Origin of the sequence: Enterococcus sp. 5B3_DIV0040 (assembly GCF_002140755.1) — a bacterium.
Lineage (GTDB): Bacteria > Bacillota > Bacilli > Lactobacillales > Enterococcaceae > Enterococcus_D > Enterococcus_D casseliflavus.
In genome coordinates, this window is sequence record NZ_NGLC01000001.1 from 2,260,637 (window position 1) to 2,280,017 (window position 19,381).

Sequence of the window (19,381 nt, forward strand, 5' to 3'; positions counted from 1 at the left end):
CAAGTAAATATTATCCAGTTAAAAAAACCAATAAAACGCTTTTTCCAACATCTTACCCTTAGCTGTTTTTAATCAACGTGTAACGACTTCTCATTCACCAATTGCTCCAGTTGTTCCTTGGTGGTGCGCTTGATGGAAAGCTTCGGCAGCTCCTTCAACGAAAAGTAATCGCTGTTAGAGGTTTCACTATTTTTGATAAAATCTCCTGCCAAAACATCACAGGCAAAGACCAGCTTATAGTATTGAAACACTTGCGGAATGTCTGGTCTTAGATTCGTATCAAAAATTGCTCGCAGCTCCTTGACCTCAACGAGCAAGCCAGTTTCTTCCAGCACTTCTTTTTTTATGTTTTCCCGTGGCGTCAAGCCAATTTCTGCATAGCCTCCTGGCAGTGACCATTCTTTCGTCAGGCTGTCTTCCACCAGCAAGATTTTTTCGTCTTTTTGGATCAATGCTCGTACATCGACTTTGGGCGTAGGATAGCCCTCATTTTTTTCTGTTAAAAGGGTCAACGCAGCTGCGTCTTGATCCACGACGGTACTCATCAAATGCAATGCCAACTCTTTGATCTCTTGGTAACGTTCCTTATCGTACACATCTTTGCCATAGTACAAACCTGCTTCAGCGATCGATAACAGGCGTTTGTATTGCGCAAAATAATCTTTCATCCATTCCCCGCCTTTTCCATTTCTCTGTTATGCTTCTTATTCTAGAGGAAATCGGCTGTTTTGCAAAAGATTGGCAACCCAATCCTTGAATTCTCGTTGCTATCGCCTGATAAACGCAGATTTTTGTAAAATCAGTCGATTTAAGGGACAATGAAAAGAGTAGAATGATTTTTCTCAGAAAGGATGATGAAGGTGAACTTAACGCCTGATTTAGTTTCCAAAGAACAATTGATTGGAAAAATTCAAAAAGATATGGACCAAACGATGCTCGTCTATGCACTTTTAGTTTGTGCAACACTGATTGCTTCGATTGGTTTGAATTACAACTCTACGACAACGATTATCGGGGCGATGTTGATTTCGCCACTTTTAAATGGGATCAACGGGATCGGCTTTGGTTTAGGTCTTTCCCATTTACGTTTGGTTAAAAAAGGACTGCTGGTCTTTAGCATCCAAGTCATCATCGTACTAATCATCTCATTTGCCTTTTTCTTACTCACGCCAGTCAAAGATACAACACCTGAAATCATCACCCAAACGTCTGCGACGATTTGGGATATTTGCGTCGCATTGATCGGTGGTTCAGCACTGGCATTTGCCAAAGTCAGGGGCCGCGACAACGATGTCATTATCGGTGTCTCCATCGGGACGTCCCTGATTTTGCCGCTTTGTGTAACGGGTTATGGGCTGTCGATCAAAGACTATTCGATTTCATGGGAATCCGCTCAACTCTTTTTCACCAATTCCTTTTTGATTTGTTTTTCCTTGTTCATTACCATCTGGCTGTTGCAGTATGGGGATTTCCGTCACCAAAAATGGTGGAAGTTTGCCGTGGTTGCCTTACCGATCACGGTCATTGGGAGTTTCTTCGTTTATACGACGATCCAAACGACCATCGTGGAATACCATGCCAAGCGTTTTGTAGAAGCCAAACTGGGGGAACATTATTTGCTGGAGCAAACACTTAATGAGCAGAAACAATCCCTTGAATTAAAACTCGTCGGTGAACCACTCTCGAAACAAGCGGTCGCGCAGCTTGAAGCAAGTCTTGAAAACTATGCTTTGCCCGATTACCAGCTCAAGGTCAATGTCTATTCCGCCAATAAAGAGGGACAATTTGATGCCAAAGTATTAGCCGAAATCCTCCAAGTCCAAAACCAAGGAACTTCGAAATTTTTGGGCTTAGACTAAAAAAACAGACGCTGCCCTTTTCAGGTGTAGCGCCTGTTTTTCTTCAATTTAAGTCATTGAGTTGTTCAGCGATTCTCTCGATCAACGGGCGATAATCCACTTGCTCGTAATCTTCCACATTGACTTCGATAAGCGCTCCTAACTGAAAGTCATCGTAACGGCGATCAGTGATGATTTGCCGAAACGCTTCTTTGGTTATATGGTTGGTTGCAGCTTGTCTATCTTCCAGTACATCCCCGTAATGGTACCGTTCCATGATAAAACTCAAATGGCGGTCATCCGCTCGATCACGTAAGTAACGTCTTTCCCATAAGGTTTCAAAAGAAGCTGTCAAACGTATGGTCAAGCAGTCATAGCCATAGCTTTGGGCGAGAAAAGTCAGCAAGGGCTTCTGCTTTTCACTAAAGGGGTATTCCGAGACCACCAAGCGTTTTCCTAAAGACATGTACAAACCCAATGCCTGATAGTAAAAAGGCCAAACATACTGCTTTTCGATCTGGGCTTTTTCTGCCAATGAATCAAAGCCGAGGGATTCGGCATAGCACTCTTTGATTTCATCTGGCGTAAGAGCGAAAAGATCAGGAAAACGTGTCTTCAACAGGTTCAGTAAATAACTTTTTCCAGTTCCAGGGCTGCCTGCTAATAAAACAAGCATCTTTTTGCGTACCATCTATTTGCCGATCGCAGTCGGCGCTTTCGTATTCATGAAAAGGCCGATCTTATGCTTGACGATTTCTTTGATGGCTTCATTGGATGGGATCACGTTGTGGCGCAATGATTTGTTGACTTCCGTTGCCCCAAAATTTTCTTTCGCAATCTTCGTCCAATTGACCAACAATTCAGTACCTACATTAAACTTGCGAATGCCGTTATTGATCAATTCGGGATAATCTTCTTCTTTGACGCCAGTTCCTCCATGAATGACTAGCGGCACGTCGACGACTGCATGGATCTCCTTCAATAACTCAACATTCACTTCGGTTTTTGAGCGGAATTGACCGTGATTGGTTCCGATAGCGATGGCTAGCGCATCGACGCCAGTAGCAGCAACAAATTCTACCGCATCTTCTGGGCGTGTGAAGACTTTATCGTCTTCTTCCACATGAATGCCTTCTTCTGTGCCGCCGATCGTTCCTAGTTCTCCTTCGACGGACACCCCATGAGCATGAGCGTATTCGACGACTGCGCGCGTCTTCAAAATGTTTTCTTTGAAGGGCAAATGCGAGCCATCATACATCACCGAGCTATAGCCGCTATCAATCGCCGCTTTGATCTCATCGAAATCTCTGGCATGGTCCAAATGCAAGACAGCATCTACTAGCTCGTGATCGGCAATCGTTTTGACGACATTGACCAAGACATCATAGCCGATGTATTTCGCCGTATCGATACTTGTTTGAATGATGATGGGTGCCCCCATCTCTTTGGCTGCCCGCAGCATACTTGGCAGCATTTCTAAATTATGGGTATTAAAAGCCCCCACTGTAAAATTCAATGCTTCTGCTGTTTTCGTTACTTCTTTTAATGTTGTATACATCCTTGATTCCACCTCGTCTAGTTTAATTGCCGCTGATCGTAAGTTGTTTGGCGATTTGCCGCATTTCTTCCATTTTGTCCATGTAATAGTCGATCTTTGCATCGTCGCCGTTTCGTGCAGCGGCGGCACGCTGAGCATTGTATAGGGACATCAGTTTTTTGTAGCCGTCCCCGATCGATTTTTTCGCCTGCAAGCTTTTTTCCAATGCGTCGATCGCTTCTTCTGTGCGGGAAAGTTTTGCCTGCGCCAAGCCTAACGCTTCATACAATTTTGCTTGTTCGTCGATGTCAGTTTCTGCTTGCAACTGACTTTCTAGTGTTGCAATAAGCGCTTCTGCCTCTTGGCTTTCTTCAGCGGTCAAAGGAACCGCTGGTGTTTCTGTGGGCTTTTTTTCTTTTTTGAAAAAAGAGAACATGGGTCTTCCTCCTAGCGATTAAAAGTTTTTCAATAAGGGACTGATGATCCAAGCATATAGCAAGGCTGCCGTGACGGTATCCACATCAGTTGCCGTAGCGTTAACAAAGCCCATTTGATTGAAGATCGTTACAAGTAGGGCTGGCAGTAACGTAATGAAGAAGCCGTGAAAGATCCCTCCGATGATCGCCCCTCGACGTCCACCGACCGCATTGCCGAAGATCCCAGCGGTACCGCCTGCAAAGAAGTTCGTCAGCATCCCTGGCAAGATCATCGCCAAGCCAAAGACTGGTAAAACGAACATGGCGATGACTGTCCCAATCGTTGTAGTAATGAAGCCTAAAATAACTGCATTGGGGCTATATGGGAAGAACACTGGGCAATCGAGTGCTGGTTTTGCATCAGGCACCAATTTCATGGCGATCCCACGAAACGCAGGGACGATCTCGCCTAAGAGCAACCGAACGCCTGCTAGCAAAACATAGACCCCAACCACGAATTGAATGGCTTGCAAGAAGGCATACATGATGTAATTTTGATCACCAGAGAGCGTAGAAGCAAAGGTTTCTCCAGCAAACAAGACCGTCACGATATACAGTGGAACCATCACGACCATGACAGAAAGATAGGTATCTTGTAAAAATTCAAAAGAACGTGGCAGTTTGATGTCTTCGATCGATTTTTTCTTCTCGCCTCTTTCTCCAAACAGATAGGCAACGCCTGCTTCAAAGAGGTAGCCGATCGTACAGAAATGTCCGAGAGCAATGTCGTCTGACCCAGTGACTTTGCGGATGATGGGCTGAGACATCGCTGGCATCGCTACGGCAAAGATCGCCCCAATCAACCCACCGACAAGAATCAAGACAACGCCGCGTAAACCAGCGAAATAGCCAAAGACCGTCGTCATGGTCGCCATCCATAAAATGGCTTGACCCGTTAAGAAAATATATTTCCATTTTGTAAAGCGTGCCAATAAAATATTAAAAACAAAGATGGCTAAAAATGTCAGCGCTATGTCCCGACCCAAGCCCAACTCATTCATCGCTTGCCCGTTGATGGCTTCGATGGAAGGAATTATGCCTTGCATGTCGAATCCTTCTGTGAAAATCTCGCCGAAATAGGTCAGACTACCGACGATGATGCTAGAACCAGCGCTTAAAACCTGGAAGCCCAATAGCGTCTTCAAACTTCCTGAAATGACTTGACCTGCTGACTTTTTCTGAAGCAGCAGCCCTAACATCGCGATTAAAGCGATCGTGATCGATGCCTGCGTTAAAATATTATCAATGATAAAATTGATGATGCCCATTTTTTCAAACTCCCTTCGTCATGCCTCTTCCTTACAGTGCGCCTTTTTCCGTTAATACTGGGATGATTTTTTCTTCGATTTCTGGTTTGGAAACGATGTTGCGTAAATAAATGATTGCGGTTGTCGGGTCCAAGGCAAACTTTTCAAATTGCGTTCGGAAATTCTCTGCCGTAATGATGATGTCTGGTTTCATTGATACCGCTGATGAGATATCGACATGATCCAATTTCGCCTCCACTCCTAATTTCGTTAAGACATCTTCTGTTGACATCTGAGCCGCAAAGCTGCTGCCAAGACCTGCACCGCATACGAATAAGATCGATAATTTGTTCATGATTTTTTCCCCTTTTCTTGTTTTTTATGAAAATAGCAATGATTGAAACGCTTCAATCGTAGAGCAAGCCAGCAACTGCGTGACTTTTTCTTCATCATTGATCAGTTCGATCAATTCCTTCATGATGGCAAGATGAGAGTAGGAGTCCACCGCAGCCAAGCAAAAAATGATTTTGACGGGGTCCATTTCTGGGTTGCCAAATGCGACTGGCGGTGCCAAGGTGAGGACACTCACACCCAGCTGCTGGGCGCCATCTTCTGGTCGTGCATGCGCCAGCGCCAAATGTTTGCCAATGACGATATAAGGACCGTATTCCTCCACCGCCGCAACCATTGCCTCGATATAGCGTTTTTCGATGATCTGTTCTTTTAGTAGCGGCTGCGCAGAGCGTTCAATGGCTTTTTCCCAATTTTGAACAGGAACGTTTAATTGAATATGATTAGCGGATAAAACATCTTTTAACATTGGCTGAATCTCCCTTGCATTAATGGCTAATTGATTTTGTTCAAACAAGTGTGTCAATTTGCGATAGGCGACAGCATCGACTGTCCCGCCGCTTTCTTCAATCACTGTAAGCAACTGATTGAAGAACAGCGTGGCATTTTTTTGGTCAAAGGCGATCCGCTTGAATTGTTCATTGTTGTTTAAGAAACGGCGGATCACTTGGTGGTTTTCTTCATTGATGATCGGTGGGATCAATAATACCGGCTTTTCTCGATAATCGATCTCATAGGTTGAAAAAACCAGATCCACATCGAATTTCGTAATCAAATTGACTTCTTGTGAATTCAAGACTGCCGCAACTTCTACTTCTGGAAACTTCTCCTTGAGGCTGGCTGCCAGCAGATTGCCGGTTGCCATTCCATGGTTACAGACGACGACCGCCTTATAGCTCGTAATGATTTCGTGGTTCAATGAACTTAGGGCTGTAGAAAAATGGATCACGAGAAATGTCAGTTCATCTTCTGATAGTGGTTGACCGACGATCTCTTCGATCGTGGGGGCGAAGCCCTTGACGGCTTGGTAGATTTGTCCATAATTTTTGCGAACGGTCTCTTTGATCGGATTGGGTACTTGAATGCCGCTTTTGGCTCGAACGATCAGCGCGGCCATATGTTTATACAATCCCTCTAACAGCTCTTCTTCCTTTTTACTAAAAGGGATCTTCGTTTGGCATTCGACAAATTGAATCAGCTGCAGCGACAAAAGTTGCGCATGCGCCCATTCGATGGAATTGGACAAATCTTTAAAGTTTAGTGACTCGATGATGAAAGAAAGATAGTTGACTTCGATTTCTGGTGGCTGGATCGAAAAGGTTTCAGCGATCGCCTGGATATAGGCTGACCCTTGGAGCTGATTGCTGGAAGTAGACCAGTTCATGCGAGTGATAAATTCCTTCATTCTGATACGCATCAGCCAAATGGCGGTAAACAATAAGATTTGGCTGCTATACAACTCATTTTGATTTGGCGGCAACACTGCTTGCATCACTTGTTGGATCTGTTTGATTTCTTTTTGCGGCAAATAGCGATAAAGCAATTTCGTAAAGACTAAATCTGGGGTCTGTTTATCAAGTGGCAACCTACCGATCCGCTGATTGATGATGTCAAAAATCATCGTCCGAATCGCTCGTTCCGATCCATTCAACCGCAGTCCTTTTTTTCCTAGGCTGATGATCTCAATGCCATATTTATTGATGTCCGCCCGCAAACGGCGCATGTCTTCATCCATGCTGCTTTTTGATATCTGGTACGCTTCTTCTTTTTTATTCAACACCAGGATCTCTTTTGAAAATGTCAGATGCAGCAGCAGATCAAAACTCCGCTCTTCACGGGTCATATATTCCGACTGTTGTGCGTGTAATGCCTGCCAAACGATGGCTTGCTGTTTCGAGGTCAGTTTCAAAAGGATGCCCTTTCCTCGAAGGGTTTGGATCGGTCCGATGTGTAAGTCAGCAAGAAACGTGTTGATCTCATTCAAATCATTGCGGATCGTCCGCCCACTGGCTGCGGTCTCTTCTGCCAGTTGCTCGATGGATAGTGGATAATCAGTCACCAACAGGCGATGCAAAACATCTACGATTCTTTTTTTCACAACTTTCTCTCCTTCTCTGATTTGAGTATATGATTTCGCTTACAACAAAAAAAGTAGATGTTTCTGCCACTTTAGTTTGCAAAAATGTAAACGCTTCTATTTCAAAATAGGCATTTTTCACATGTCTTTCTAGACGAAAGCCGCTCCTCAGCTGAAGCTTGCGCATAAGCAGGTTCATATTGTCCATTTTCTTTCGAATTTCGTTTCACTTCTCGGCCAATGGTCGCATTGTTTCGATCGAGCAACCGGCCAATTTCAGAATAATTCAATCCTTGATTCAAATAATACGCAATCGCATTACGCTCAATATCGGTCAAATGTGTGTATTTTTTCAAGAAAGCCTCCCCTTCTTTCTTTTTTAGAAAAAGCATACCACAATGTGGCTTTTGATGGTATACTTGCATTGTAGAATGCTCAAAAAATAGGAGGGAAAAATCATGGAAAAAATCGAAAAAGGCATCGCAGACATCGAAAAAATACGACGAATTTTAGCCGCACAAACAAGTAATCGAATTGCCAGAGAAACAGGAATTACAAAATCAACCATTGAAAAATTAAAAAGCGGAGATCGAGCAGTTGAAAAACTCAATCTTGCTTACGCAATTAAATTAACCGAATACGCCAACCAACAAAGCGCCCCTATTATTGAAATATGGGGGAGAAGACCACACAAAAAATAAAAAAGGTGGTGAAAAATCATCTATGAAAACAACTTCTTATTTCCAAATAAGCAGAATTGTTATTTACCTATTTTATTTAATCAATACAACATTTCATCTAATTACAAACAAACTATTTACAATCCCTTTGCTTATTCTTACCGTTCTATGTGTCATCATCGATCTAATAGACACAATACACCAAATAAAAAGACATAGATAATTCTTTACCTATGTCTTTCTACTTTGACTAATCCCTTTACTTATCGATAAAAAAACTGGTTAATGTAGCTAATATTGCAGCAATTAACGCTATTGCAACACAATCACCCAAATTTGCATAAAATCGTTGCTCTTTTATGCCATACCAAATTAAAGTTGAGAAAAAAACACTAACAAATGACAAAACAAATATAACTATCTTTTTATTTTTCAACATTTTTAAAACCACATACACCTACCAAAACTCCAAATCAAAGAAGCCGCTGCTGTAGCAGGCAACAAACCTTTAAACGCATATTTCGCTACTAATTTTGCAATTTCAGCAGCCGCTTTTTTCTGAAGCAATCCCACAATTCCACCACTAATTAACCCTTGAATTGCAGAAACACCTAAAGTATCTTGAATCGCATTAATCGCACACTGTTTCGCACTTGCACGCTGACTATTTGTTACAAAAATTATCTTCTCAAGTTGCATCAATTCCGACAACTGACCGTAACGCGCATAAACCAAATCGAAATCAAAATCAACAATATTTCCTTTAACATCTGTAATCGCTGCTTCATTTAAGAAAAAGTCAATATCCGCTTCTAATTGTTTTATTTCTTCAGAAGAATAAAACTCTTGCTTTTCCTTCAATTCTTCAGCCGCATATACACTTGTCCCAGCACCAACTAATACACTAAACCCTAGTAACAAGACACCTAACACAGCAAAAAGCTTTGTTATTTTGGACATGATTCTTGCCTCCTCAAGATTTGTATTCTTTTGTATATAGAAATTGATCGTTTCTTTTGATCCGCTGTTCCCAAAGCTAATTTTTCCCGCTTTTTGTTTTACTCCTTTCCGCTTTGTAACAATCTTCACAAATGGAGTATGGCATATCTTTCATCGAAAAAACAGTCTATTCTTTTTGCTTTTTTCACGGTATAATTACTCTTATGACCGTTATTTACATTGTTAACAATTCTTGTCGCTTTTAACTTTATTTAAAAATGACAGTTATTTAATAAGCACTTCGAACATAATACACTTTGATCGCATCAATTTTCTGTTCCACTACCTTTACTTGTAATAAAACAAAACGTGTCACCTCATTTGCGTGTTCTTCCCCAAATAACAAATACTGATCCGGGTTGTCTACATCTTGTGTCATTTGGTGAAGTTTACCAGTTGTTTTTATCTGAACATGTGGGTCCACATCAATACTATTGTCTTGAATGCAACGTTCCGTCATGTATTCTCGTACTGCTTGATTGCGTTTGTACACATCCGTGAAATTACTCCACTTTCTGGCAAAGTCTTTTAAAAAACTTTTTGTCGTCTCATCAATTTGTGCTTCTTTTGCCTGGCTTAATTGACTTTCACTAATAAACCCTTCGGTTGTTTCTTCACTAAAAGTCTCAATATCTTCCGCACTTGCAATCGTTTCTTCTGTCGTTGTTCTTTGTGTTGTTTGTTCTTTTGAAGAAAACCAACCACAACCAGAAAGTCCAATCAAACACAAACAACTAACTAGCAACATCATTCCTTTTTTTAGCACTCCATTCACCTGCCTTTTTGTAAAAAAACATTTAAAAGTCTTAAAAAGATTTCCCACAACTTTTTTCTGCCATCATCCGATCATCTAATTTCGCTCGTACCCAATCATTTACAACTGGTCGAAATCCAAATACCACTTGACCAGGTGGCTGACCAAAAACCGTTACATAGGTAATACATGCATAATAACTACTACCTGTGTATGTCCCTTGGATCCATTCACGTAAAATCACTAAATCGCCTACCTGAAAATTTCGGTCATTTTTACGGATCTCAAACTGCTTTTCACCGCTTGTTACTGCTTTGAAAAATTTAGGAAGGATCTTTAGTTCATGAACCATGTTTTTCACACTCCTTTATTTTCTCTTTTCAGTCAGTTTATTTTTATTTATAATAAATTCAAAAATCCAACACAAACATCAAACCAAACAACCACAAAAAATGCTTTGATACAAATAAATACTTGGTCAATCGTTCTTAATTGTCCTTTCTCTTGTTTTACTTCTCTCATTGCGAAAAGACTAATCATTGATCCATAAAGCAAAACAAGAAGAAAACGTGCAAAATATTCACCCATACGTATTCATCATCCTTTTTTTATTTATGGAGATCCGTTATGCATATAATAGAAATCATTCAATTATCCTCTCTATTATTAGATCCAAAAAACAAAAAGGGCGCCTAAATCTAAAGAAAACAAAAGAATTCCTTTTCTTTCTCAAACAATTAATACAGGCAATCCTCCACAACAAAATTTAATTTTTTAAAATGTAAAAAATATCTATCGCAATCAAAGCTAACCCTACCAAATCAAAAAGCACCTTTAGCCAACGGTGCTTGGTGTTAGGAACGCCACAACAGAACACAATAACAATATACAAAAAGACAAACCAATTGAACAAAAGCAACCAATCCATCTACTCACTTCCCTTATTCTAGTTTTATTTCACCTTACGAACCAGACTTCGAATTTTGGTTTGATTGTAGGTGCGTTGATACCGCGCCATGATCCGACCTTGCTCGGCGTTTTGCTCCACTGTTGAGAAATGTTGGCCACCGTTTGACACATTCGTGATAATGCCTGTATGCCCCCAAATTCCTGGAGACAATGCACCGCCTGCTTGCCAGTTGATCACATCCCCAGCTTGTAAGTCACTTGGCTTAGGATTCATGATTACTTGCCACCCATAGGAAGACCAATTGTAATCCTCTCCAATATACATAGCGTACATATGACCTGAACCCATCATCTGCGGCCCACCTAGTTGAGACACATACCATGCTGTACCGCCATAACATTCGCCATTGTTCACTGTTTGCCCGATCACACTGTCTAATACTTTCGCATTACCTTTACTCTTGCCTGCAATTGCGGTACTTTTGATTGGTAGTGTATTCCAATGCTTGATCGCAAAATCGTCATATTCCGTTAAGTTGTAGGACTTTATAATACTCATTGCGCCTTGATAGTACGCACTGCCTTCTGTGATCCCTGCCGCCGCATAGCCACCACGCCCTAAGATTAATAGACAACTGCCAGGATCTTTATTGCCTACACATTGATTGAAATTGTTTTGTGTGGCAACCATAAATCCATAATAGCTATAACAAGCTTTCAAACTTGGAAACTTCATGTAATGCCCACCTTCTGACCCGCCAATCCCTCGTGCGGATCCTTGCGGATAGGGACAACCAGGAAACCAGGTAATGCCAAAGAAATTCAAATCACTTTTCCCAGAATGAGATTGTCCATAAGCGGATTCATACCCTAATTGAGACAAAATCACACTCGGTAATAAACGATACTTCACCGCTGCTCCTACTGCCGCTTGTGCGTGTTCGTCACTGATCGGTCCTCGGCCTTTGATTTCTTTAAACATCGGTAAGTCTTCTGTATACTCCCCGTTGAACGTTAAGGCTAAACCAGTGGAAGCACTTCCTGTTGAAGTACTATTCCCACCAGCCATGAAAACCACTAACAAAACCAAACTCACCATCATCACTCCGCACAACACAATGATCTTTTTCATTAGTGAATCGCCTCAATCGCATACTTTTCTTTCCCAATAGTACGTAATGCTAATTCATAGTTCATGGTCAATCGCAATTTCGTTTCCTGGTCTTGATAAACTACCGCACATTGTACATTCACTTGATTATCCTTTACGGCAAATTGTGCCTCTTTCAGTTCCACAAATGTCAATGGTTGACGAATCGGCGCAATCTTTTCCCCATAATATTTCAATTCTTCTTGATCCGCCTTCGGATAAATCACAAAGAATGTTTGCAGAAATTTCTCTAATGCTTCTTGTTCCTCTGCTTTTACACTCGTTGACTTGAATTCGTCCTCTACTTCCAACGGTGCTTTTTTGATATTGCTTGCCAAAATCGGGAGTTTTACTACCGCATACTGGTTGTTCTTTCGATACACTTCAATCGTATAGGCACGCTCTTTCGTTTGCTTGTCCATGCCTAACACCACATGAAACGTTACCACATACGTCTCTTTTTTCGTTTCGTGTTCTACTATGTCCCAAATAGTCACTTGTTTCACTTGAATTGCTCGTGTCAATTCTTTGTCAAATTCATTGTCTAACCGTACACCTTCTGCAATATAGCCTTCCAATGCTTTCTCACGAGAAGTATCTGATTGTTCTTGTACCGTAAAATACAATGTCGCAAAATTTTTAACATAATTTTCAATACCAGACAAATCCTTCAATTGCTTATCAATCACTTTTGTTTCATGGATTGTCTGCACATCACGCGCGGTAAAATTATTGTATATGCCAAAGCCGACACTAAAAATCAAAAACCCCCAACCTAAAAGAAAAAGGAACCGCCGTTTACGCGCTCCCTTATAGCTTTCCTGTTTCCAGCGGTTCTTTTCTATTTTTGTGGGCTGTCCCTTTCTTTCTAGCTCGGCTTTTTTTCGTTTTCCTAAACGCATCGTCCTCCTCCTATCTCATTTCTTCACTTGTTCTTCGTTTCTTTTCCTTGTTTCTTTACACGTAACCGATCTTGCCCTTTCGAAAACTCGCGATCAAATACAAAAGATCTTGGTCGAGCCAACGTCGCCGATTGTTTGATTCTTTGTTTCTCGGTCTCTTGATCTTTTCCTAAATCCTGCGACATTGGTATTTTTGAACCCATAGAAGTCGCTTTTGGCACCGTGCCTGAGAATTTCTCAAACGGTTTGTTTCTTGCAGAAGAAACCGCAGAAGCACGAGTAATAGAAGGTACTTTTGCTTCTTTTTGTTCATTTACCGTTGAAGAAACTTTCTTACCAATGGTTGCTCTTTGATTTATTGGAGCTGTCGCTGCTGTTTTCTTTTGTAACGGTTCTTTTACACTTCGTTCTTGTCTTGTTGCATGAGCCATTTGGCGAGCTACTTGGTTTTGTCTGTTCTTTTGAGCATCTGCTAACACACCCTTGCGGGCTTCGTACAAATTTTGTTGCCGCTGCTGAGCCAATTGTCGCTGTTTCCCTTGCCGATTTTCTTCTTGCATCCGTCCTGCTAAATAATTCTGGCGCATTTCATATCCTTTATACCTTGCATTCGTCGGCGCATTCTGAACCGCGCGTTTCACCTGATCTACTTTGCCTGATACATTTTTCGGCAGTTCTCGTATCGCAGAAACTTTGCTGCCGACACGTTCCATAAACGGTACCGTTGCCGTTGTTCCTTGACGTAAACGTTTCATACCAGGCACTGCAGCTGTCGTCAATGCCATACCGCCTAAACCACCAGCCATACCCCCGGCTACTCGACGAGTTAAACCACGACTTAAGCTTCCTAATAACATGCCACGTACAAAGCGGCCTGTTCGATCTGCCGCACGGGTCTCTGCGCCACCAATGCGCATAAAACCTAACAATTCATTGACACGCGTTGCCGCTGAAAACCATAACGTAATTTGTAAAAAACTTGACCAAATATAGCCTTTGTCTTTTGTCAAATCGTTCAATTCATGGCTCAATGAAAAAATAATGGTCATAATTAATGTAATGCCCATTTTAGTAAACAACAGTTGAAATACTTTTTGTAACGCAGTCCCTAAAATCCGACTAGAACCCGGAAACAACGAAAAAATCATTGCCACCGGTAAAAAACCAGTATATAACAAAAACAACACCTGAGAGGCAATCAACACAATCGTTAGAATCGCCACACTCAAACCGATCACTATGTTTGCGACCAGGACTAAAAAGACCATGCCAAAACGCAAATAAACTTTTTGGACTGACAAATTACCATTCTTACGATCCGTTACTTCTTTTTCAACGGCCTGGTTGCGTTCCTCGTCTTCTGAATACGGAGATTCTTTCAACAATGCCGTTATCCGTTCTTGACCAATTTTCTTTGTATCGCTATCTCCAAATTGTAAAATCTTCCACGGTTCCTCCACTTGAATCGAAAAGAGATTTTCCCGAATCGCTTTCGTTGGCGAGCCTTTCTTCGCTTTTCCTGGTAAAATGCCTTCTGCAATATCTAACATTTCTGTGTTGATCTCTTGTTGTACGGTGGTTACTTTGTCTAAATAAGTACCTGCATTCATGAAAAACACCCCGCAACAAATAAACGTAAACAAAAACGTGACTGCTTGTTGGATCGCTTGTGTCGGGCGTTGTTTCACCACTGCTTGATACACCACCGAACAACCAGCCAACGCAATTAACAACCCGCCAAAAATAGGCACCAGACCCGTTGACAACGTCGTACCCGAGCTGCTTATTCCTGCAATGCTTTGAATCGTTTTTCCTAATGAATCCACCATATCAGAAATAAAATCCAATTCAAACGCTTCTTGCACCACAAAACCTAAGAAATAACAAAGATACACATTTAACATCCAAAAAATATTTGTGATCGCAAAAATCGCGTAAATCACTGTTTCTGAAATGCCCTCGCCCCATTTCCAAGGGAGCCAGTTCCAAGAAGTGTCCACGTAAAAATCTAAATTATAATTGTCTAATGGGTATTTTTCGAAATTGTAAAGGGCATCTTTGCCGCCAACACTTTCTTTTACCCAACCAGCCGCTTCTGAAGAAGAAGGAAAACAGACAAACAAAAGCAACACCAAAAGTAAAGTAATCCAAACCATTTTTCTGCGAGTTAAACAAAACCAAAGCTGTTGTTTCATTTTTTTCTCACTCCTAACTTTCTTCTGGTAAAACTTCTATTGCCTGTTCTTCGTATGGTTCCTCTTCTTCCAATTCATCCAATGGTGGGCGCGTATCAAAGGCATGAAACACATCCTCAAACCAATAATACACATACAAAATTCCTGCATTGCCTTTAATATCCACAAACAAACATTGCCCATTTTCTAACGACATCACTTTATGGATATTTTCTTCTGTTACACTCACACCGCAAAATTGTAACGCTTTGACTACTTCGTCTCGATCATTCGAACGAAAAATGAATTTCAACCCAATGTTGTTTTTCGTTTTTTCGTCCCCTAAATCGGACGTACTTTGCGTGGAAAAGTCAATGCCTGCATTCATCGAACGTCCTGCACGAACCAATTTATTTCCTAAGATCTTCCCTTGTGAGACATTCAACCACGCCCAACTTTCATCCAGACCAATTGCTTTGTAAATTTTACGATCCAACTTGATAAAATCTAACACGTAGGTCGCCAAACACATCATAATGGCAATACTCAAAATCTCAGAGGAATTATATTCTTCTGCCGGTGTTTCGCTATCCGGCAACGTCAAATCTTGGACTAATGCCACATTGCATTTCGCATCAAAACTCAAGCCTTTGTCATTCGTCCCATCACCGAATAACAAACCAGCAATCGATAATTCTTTGAAACTTTCTAAATGCTTCGCTAACTTTTGTGAAACCGAATCTTCCCGTTCCTTCAAATAAGCAATCACTACAAGTAGTCCTTTCGGACCATTGCTTTCTGACACTTGTTTCACCGCTTGTTGTAACAATGGGAAACGTTCTTCATCACGAATACTGACACCGGTTATATAGGTCAAAATATCCAATGCCAAACTTTCTTGATCCTTTTGTTTTTCCATTAACGAAAATGGATCCAACAAACCGATATTTTCTGAATCGTTGATAATATTCACCACTTTCAAATACGGCGCAAAGAAAGGCAAATCCTGTGCCCAATTGCGCCGTTCTGATTTTGGATCAATACAAAACGTCAACGCCCCAAACAGCACCGACCAAAACAATAACAAATTCTCCGTCAATGACTTCCCGCCGCCCAACGAGCCAATCAAGGCTTTTGCCAGGGCATTTGTGATCGAACCTTTGACCCCTTGTGCCGCTAACCACGGTTGGATAAAGACCGGCTTTTCTGTTTCTGCATTGAAGCCAATCGGAATGCCACAACCGTCCCCTAATTGTTGCGTTGCACCAAAGCCTAAACTAGCCAAAAAATCAGCGCCGACAAACTGGCGGTAATCTTCGATCGTTCGCTGACCTGCCGGGAAACATTCATAATGTAAAAACAGCTGCATATTATATGGCACTTCTAAATACATGCCATAATCTTCGTAAAACGCCCGGACATCACTGACACGCTTTACCATTTCGTCTTTTGTTTGTCCCGCCACCCGGGTCACAAACGAAATTTGGTACATGTCCTCACGCGTGTTTTCTAATCCTTCCTCTAACTCGTTGGCCATTTCATAAGCTTCCCGAACCATATTTCCTGTATCTCTTCCAACAGAAGCCCCACTTTCGTAAATATCGTCCAAGTCACTTTTCTTTGCCCGGACTTTCGATAACGCCGAGCGATTGTCTAAACGTTCCACGTCAATCGAGACATCCGTTGAAAAGTCTAAATCAGATTGAATGTAGTACAAGACCTCCGATTGAAATGGAAAAGCTAAGTCACGGATCATTCGCGACAAAGCTAAATATGACACGTATTCTTCGTCCATGCCTTGCGTCATGACCAAATGCGTTTTTTCTTCTTGTTTTCCTGCACTAGATAAATTCAATGCATCGTATTCATACAAATAGGTCTTATTTTCTTCCTCAAAAGCACGAGATACTTCGCTAACTTCTTCTAACGCTTGGTCTTTTTTACCTTCTAAATGTTCGACTAGGTACACCACATCTTGTGGAGTCGTTTTTCGCAAACGAAAATATTTGCCAATTCGATTGAATAACAATTTTTCTAAACGCAAATAACGTTCAATCTTTTCGTTTGCGATTGTTTCAAAACCGCCGAATAAACCCACATTCGACCGGTGAAAAAAGTCTTTCCACCCTAAACGAGCTTCTCGTAACAGGCTGTTCTCTTCTTTGTTTTCCCCTTCTGCCACTAATTCAAAACCTACATAGAACCGAACATTTCGAACATATTGTCCGTGCATCTCTTCTAAAATCTCTTGTACACCATCTAAATGTTGGTACGCTAGCTCTTTTAGTTCACCCTTTGAGCGAACCATTTTTTTTGAATCCACAATCGCTTTTTCGAGCCGTTCTTCATCCGTACAAAAATACAATCGCATATGAGGAACCCGGCTTTGACGATACAAACGCATCAAATTCAACTGAATTTGAAAGGCTTGATCTTCCCCAACAAATCCATACGAATACGCTGGGAATTCATAATAGGCATACACGCGATCATCAATTGTAAAAATCAAGTTTTCTTCTAAATACTTAAACGGTACCTTTGGTACCACTTTTGGCAACTTCAACTTGTTTCCCTCCTATACCGTGCCACACATGTCACTTTTCGTTCAAATGGTTTCTTTTCAGGCTTTTTGGTGAATTGTCCATGAAACGAATGTTTTGGTCGAACACAAAACAATAAGAAAGAAGCCAAATAATTATATGGCTTCCTTCCTTGAAATTGTTTGCGGGTCATTAAAAATGCGAATAACCATGGACAAAATACTTGGCGAGTAATGGTGTGTTCCATCATGAACGGCGGAATCCGAAACAAGCCACACCCGAAACCAATCGCAAACCAAATGCCGAATGTTTGCGTAACTGGTCGAGGAAGCGCAACGTTGTCCCATAACTTATAGAACACACGTTCCACTTTCCAGATCTTCGTCCAATTGCGTACTTTTTCCATTCACTACCGCCCCCAGGATTGCATCCGTTCCAAAATCCAATCGAATACACCTGCCGTATCCCCGACTAACCAAACAGCCACCGCCAATACAAGGATCAATGGGACTGCTTTACTGGCTTTGCGTTCAAAGGCAATATAAGCCGCAGCACAAAGCATGGCCAACATGATCAAATACTTGAAATCGCCGACAAAGTCTGTAAATACATTTTGAAAAAAATTCATTTCTTCTCTTCCTTTCTTCTATCCTTCTACTCGTTCTACGGATTGACAAAAGACAATTTGCGTTGGCCGAGACAATGAAAATTTCACCCGATATTCTTCGTTATGCAGACTGACAATATAATCGCCAGAATCATTTTCTAAAAAATACGTGAATTCATTGCTCTTACAACTAAATTTCTTACAAATGGCTCGTACCTGGTCTTTTTGCGCAAATAAACTTGTCCCACCATAACGAAATCCGAGATAAAAACCGATCATTATTCCTAATAACAAACAAAACAACGGTGACATTCTTTTTTTCACCTGCCTTTCTTTTGACGTAAATTTCTCACCTGTTTTTCTACTTTACGAACCATGACTTGAACCGGAACATGCGAAAGCATGACACAATAGTTAAACGTTTCCCCTGTTGACTTGTCATAACGCATCGAATAAAAATCATAGAAAAACTTCCCTTGTTTTGGTTCGTAATTGCCCTCAATCACCAACCAAACACTAGGGAGGCAAGTCCAAAATATACAACTGATAATGTCCCATGGACAACGGATAAAAGCCTAACGCTTTCAATCGATCCGCCACCGTCATAAACACGTTTACATTCCTCCTACTACAATATATTTATAGGTTATAAGGTACTACTAATCCCATTAGTAATCCCTTTTATCTATCATGTTGCTTAAGCTGTTAAAATGAGAGGGCAATGGTCGGGCATATTCCTCCTTGGACTTTGCGTCCGTGATTAAGTCTGCCAACCAGCTGCTCATTCACAGCGTTCGTTTTATGCAGGTTGAACTGCTGTTTACCAGTACGTTCGTGTCACACCCCAGTAGATTGAATCGGCAATGTGTTTACGCTGGCTTTCCATTGCGACAAAACTGAAGGAGCTGATTGTCTTGAACGCAGTAGGTATTGATGTTGCTAAAGGTAAAAGTGTTGTTTCGATTCTCCGACCTTTCGGTGAAGTGATCTCTAGTCCCTTTGAACTCTGTCATACTTCTAGTGCCATCGACGACTTCATTCATTCTCTTTCAAACCTAGAAGGAGAAGTTAGAATCGTCTTGGAATACACTGGACGCTATCACGAGCCTGTCGCTCATTGGCTTACCGATGCGGGTTTTT

General features: G+C 41.4%; 23 protein-coding genes. 3 read left to right on the forward strand and 20 right to left on the reverse strand.

All coding sequences use genetic code 11. The features are described 5' to 3' along the window. Positions 1-68 precede the first annotated feature (68 nt). Entirely contained in the window at positions 69-668 is a 600-nt protein-coding gene (locus tag A5883_RS10615; protein ID WP_010747733.1) for an NUDIX hydrolase N-terminal domain-containing protein, read from the reverse strand. 186 nt (positions 669-854) lie between these two features. Here A5883_RS10615 and A5883_RS10620 point away from each other — a divergent pair, with 186 nt between their 5' ends. Beyond that, positions 855-1,859 (forward strand): DUF389 domain-containing protein, encoded by a 1,005-nt coding sequence (locus A5883_RS10620; protein ID WP_228095031.1) that lies wholly within the window; start codon positions 855-857, stop codon positions 1,857-1,859. A gap of 43 nt (positions 1,860-1,902) precedes the next feature. On the opposite strand, the gene A5883_RS10625 is transcribed toward A5883_RS10620, so the two are convergent. The 7 genes from A5883_RS10625 to A5883_RS10655 all read right to left on the reverse strand — a co-directional run bounded on the left by A5883_RS10625 (position 1,903) and on the right by A5883_RS10655 (position 7,882). Beyond that, positions 1,903-2,529: a zeta toxin family protein gene (locus A5883_RS10625; RefSeq protein ID WP_086338511.1), complete on the reverse strand. Its 627-nt coding sequence runs from the start codon at positions 2,527-2,529 to the stop codon at positions 1,903-1,905. Further along, positions 2,530-3,396 (reverse strand): class II fructose-bisphosphate aldolase, encoded by an 867-nt coding sequence (locus A5883_RS10630; RefSeq protein ID WP_010747730.1) that lies wholly within the window; start codon positions 3,394-3,396, stop codon positions 2,530-2,532. A 22-nt stretch (positions 3,397-3,418) separates the two neighbouring features. Further along, positions 3,419-3,811 carry a hypothetical protein gene (locus A5883_RS10635; RefSeq protein ID WP_016610048.1) on the reverse strand — a complete coding sequence of 131 codons (393 nt, stop codon included), beginning with the start codon at positions 3,809-3,811 and terminating at the stop codon, positions 3,419-3,421. 18 nt (positions 3,812-3,829) lie between these two features. Continuing rightward, a complete protein-coding gene (locus A5883_RS10640) occupies positions 3,830-5,119 on the reverse strand; it encodes a PTS sugar transporter subunit IIC (protein WP_086338512.1) in 1,290 nt (429 codons plus the stop codon). A 31-nt stretch (positions 5,120-5,150) separates the two neighbouring features. Next, positions 5,151-5,453 (reverse strand): PTS sugar transporter subunit IIB, encoded by a 303-nt coding sequence (locus A5883_RS10645; protein ID WP_015509266.1) that lies wholly within the window; start codon positions 5,451-5,453, stop codon positions 5,151-5,153. 24 nt (positions 5,454-5,477) lie between these two features. Next, entirely contained in the window at positions 5,478-7,547 is a 2,070-nt protein-coding gene (locus tag A5883_RS10650) for a BglG family transcription antiterminator (RefSeq protein ID WP_086338513.1), read from the reverse strand. A gap of 101 nt (positions 7,548-7,648) precedes the next feature. Then, on the reverse strand, positions 7,649-7,882 hold the full coding sequence (locus A5883_RS10655; RefSeq protein WP_176323972.1) for a helix-turn-helix domain-containing protein: 234 nt from the start codon (positions 7,880-7,882) through the stop codon (positions 7,649-7,651). A gap of 111 nt (positions 7,883-7,993) precedes the next feature. Between A5883_RS10655 and A5883_RS10660 the strand changes: the two genes are divergently transcribed. Then, entirely contained in the window at positions 7,994-8,227 is a 234-nt protein-coding gene (locus A5883_RS10660) for a hypothetical protein (RefSeq protein WP_086338728.1), read from the forward strand. 238 nt (positions 8,228-8,465) lie between these two features. On the opposite strand, the gene A5883_RS10665 is transcribed toward A5883_RS10660, so the two are convergent. The 12 genes from A5883_RS10665 to A5883_RS10720 form a co-directional block, all read right to left on the reverse strand. Beyond that, the gene (locus A5883_RS10665) at positions 8,466-8,663 is read right to left on the reverse strand and encodes a hypothetical protein (RefSeq protein WP_086338515.1); all 198 of its coding nucleotides are present in this window, start codon (positions 8,661-8,663) and stop codon (positions 8,466-8,468) included. Further along, the gene (locus A5883_RS10670; RefSeq protein ID WP_086338516.1) at positions 8,648-9,166 is read right to left on the reverse strand and encodes a hypothetical protein; all 519 of its coding nucleotides are present in this window, start codon (positions 9,164-9,166) and stop codon (positions 8,648-8,650) included. Before A5883_RS10670 ends, A5883_RS10665 begins: the two co-directional genes overlap by 16 nt. A gap of 268 nt (positions 9,167-9,434) precedes the next feature. Then, entirely contained in the window at positions 9,435-10,028 is a 594-nt protein-coding gene (locus A5883_RS19455) for an EF0163 family protein (RefSeq protein ID WP_254907835.1), read from the reverse strand. Then, on the reverse strand, positions 10,012-10,311 hold the full coding sequence (locus tag A5883_RS10680; protein WP_086338517.1) for a DUF3850 domain-containing protein: 300 nt from the start codon (positions 10,309-10,311) through the stop codon (positions 10,012-10,014). The genes A5883_RS19455 and A5883_RS10680 overlap by 17 nt, the downstream gene beginning before the upstream one ends. Positions 10,312-10,358: 47 nt before the next feature. Beyond that, positions 10,359-10,547: a hypothetical protein gene (locus tag A5883_RS10685; RefSeq protein ID WP_086338518.1), complete on the reverse strand. Its 189-nt coding sequence runs from the start codon at positions 10,545-10,547 to the stop codon at positions 10,359-10,361. 364 nt (positions 10,548-10,911) lie between these two features. Then, positions 10,912-11,937 (reverse strand): glucosaminidase domain-containing protein, encoded by a 1,026-nt coding sequence (locus tag A5883_RS10690; protein ID WP_441316249.1) that lies wholly within the window; start codon positions 11,935-11,937, stop codon positions 10,912-10,914. Positions 11,938-11,999: 62 nt separating this feature from the next. Further along, positions 12,000-12,920, reverse strand: a complete 921-nt coding sequence (locus tag A5883_RS10695; protein ID WP_086338520.1) for a conjugal transfer protein — start codon at positions 12,918-12,920, stop codon at positions 12,000-12,002. Between the two features lie 23 nt (positions 12,921-12,943). After that, positions 12,944-15,115 carry a CD3337/EF1877 family mobilome membrane protein gene (locus A5883_RS10700; RefSeq protein WP_086338521.1) on the reverse strand — a complete coding sequence of 724 codons (2,172 nt, stop codon included), beginning with the start codon at positions 15,113-15,115 and terminating at the stop codon, positions 12,944-12,946. A 13-nt stretch (positions 15,116-15,128) separates the two neighbouring features. Continuing rightward, the gene (locus A5883_RS10705) at positions 15,129-17,657 is read right to left on the reverse strand and encodes an ATP-binding protein (RefSeq protein WP_086338522.1); all 2,529 of its coding nucleotides are present in this window, start codon (positions 17,655-17,657) and stop codon (positions 15,129-15,131) included. Further along, positions 17,654-18,040, reverse strand: coding sequence for a TcpE family conjugal transfer membrane protein (locus A5883_RS10710; protein ID WP_086338523.1), 387 nt, complete (start codon positions 18,038-18,040; stop codon positions 17,654-17,656). The genes A5883_RS10705 and A5883_RS10710 overlap by 4 nt, the downstream gene beginning before the upstream one ends. 3 nt (positions 18,041-18,043) lie before the next feature. Continuing rightward, positions 18,044-18,262, reverse strand: a complete 219-nt coding sequence (locus A5883_RS19155; RefSeq protein WP_086338524.1) for a hypothetical protein — start codon at positions 18,260-18,262, stop codon at positions 18,044-18,046. Between the two features lie 18 nt (positions 18,263-18,280). Further along, positions 18,281-18,553, reverse strand: a complete 273-nt coding sequence (locus A5883_RS10720; protein WP_254907836.1) for a hypothetical protein — start codon at positions 18,551-18,553, stop codon at positions 18,281-18,283. A gap of 602 nt (positions 18,554-19,155) precedes the next feature. On the opposite strand from A5883_RS10720, the gene A5883_RS10725 reads away from it, so the two are divergent. Continuing rightward, a partial coding sequence (locus tag A5883_RS10725; RefSeq protein ID WP_176323974.1) for an IS110 family transposase occupies positions 19,156-19,381 on the forward strand: 226 nt, incomplete at its 3' end.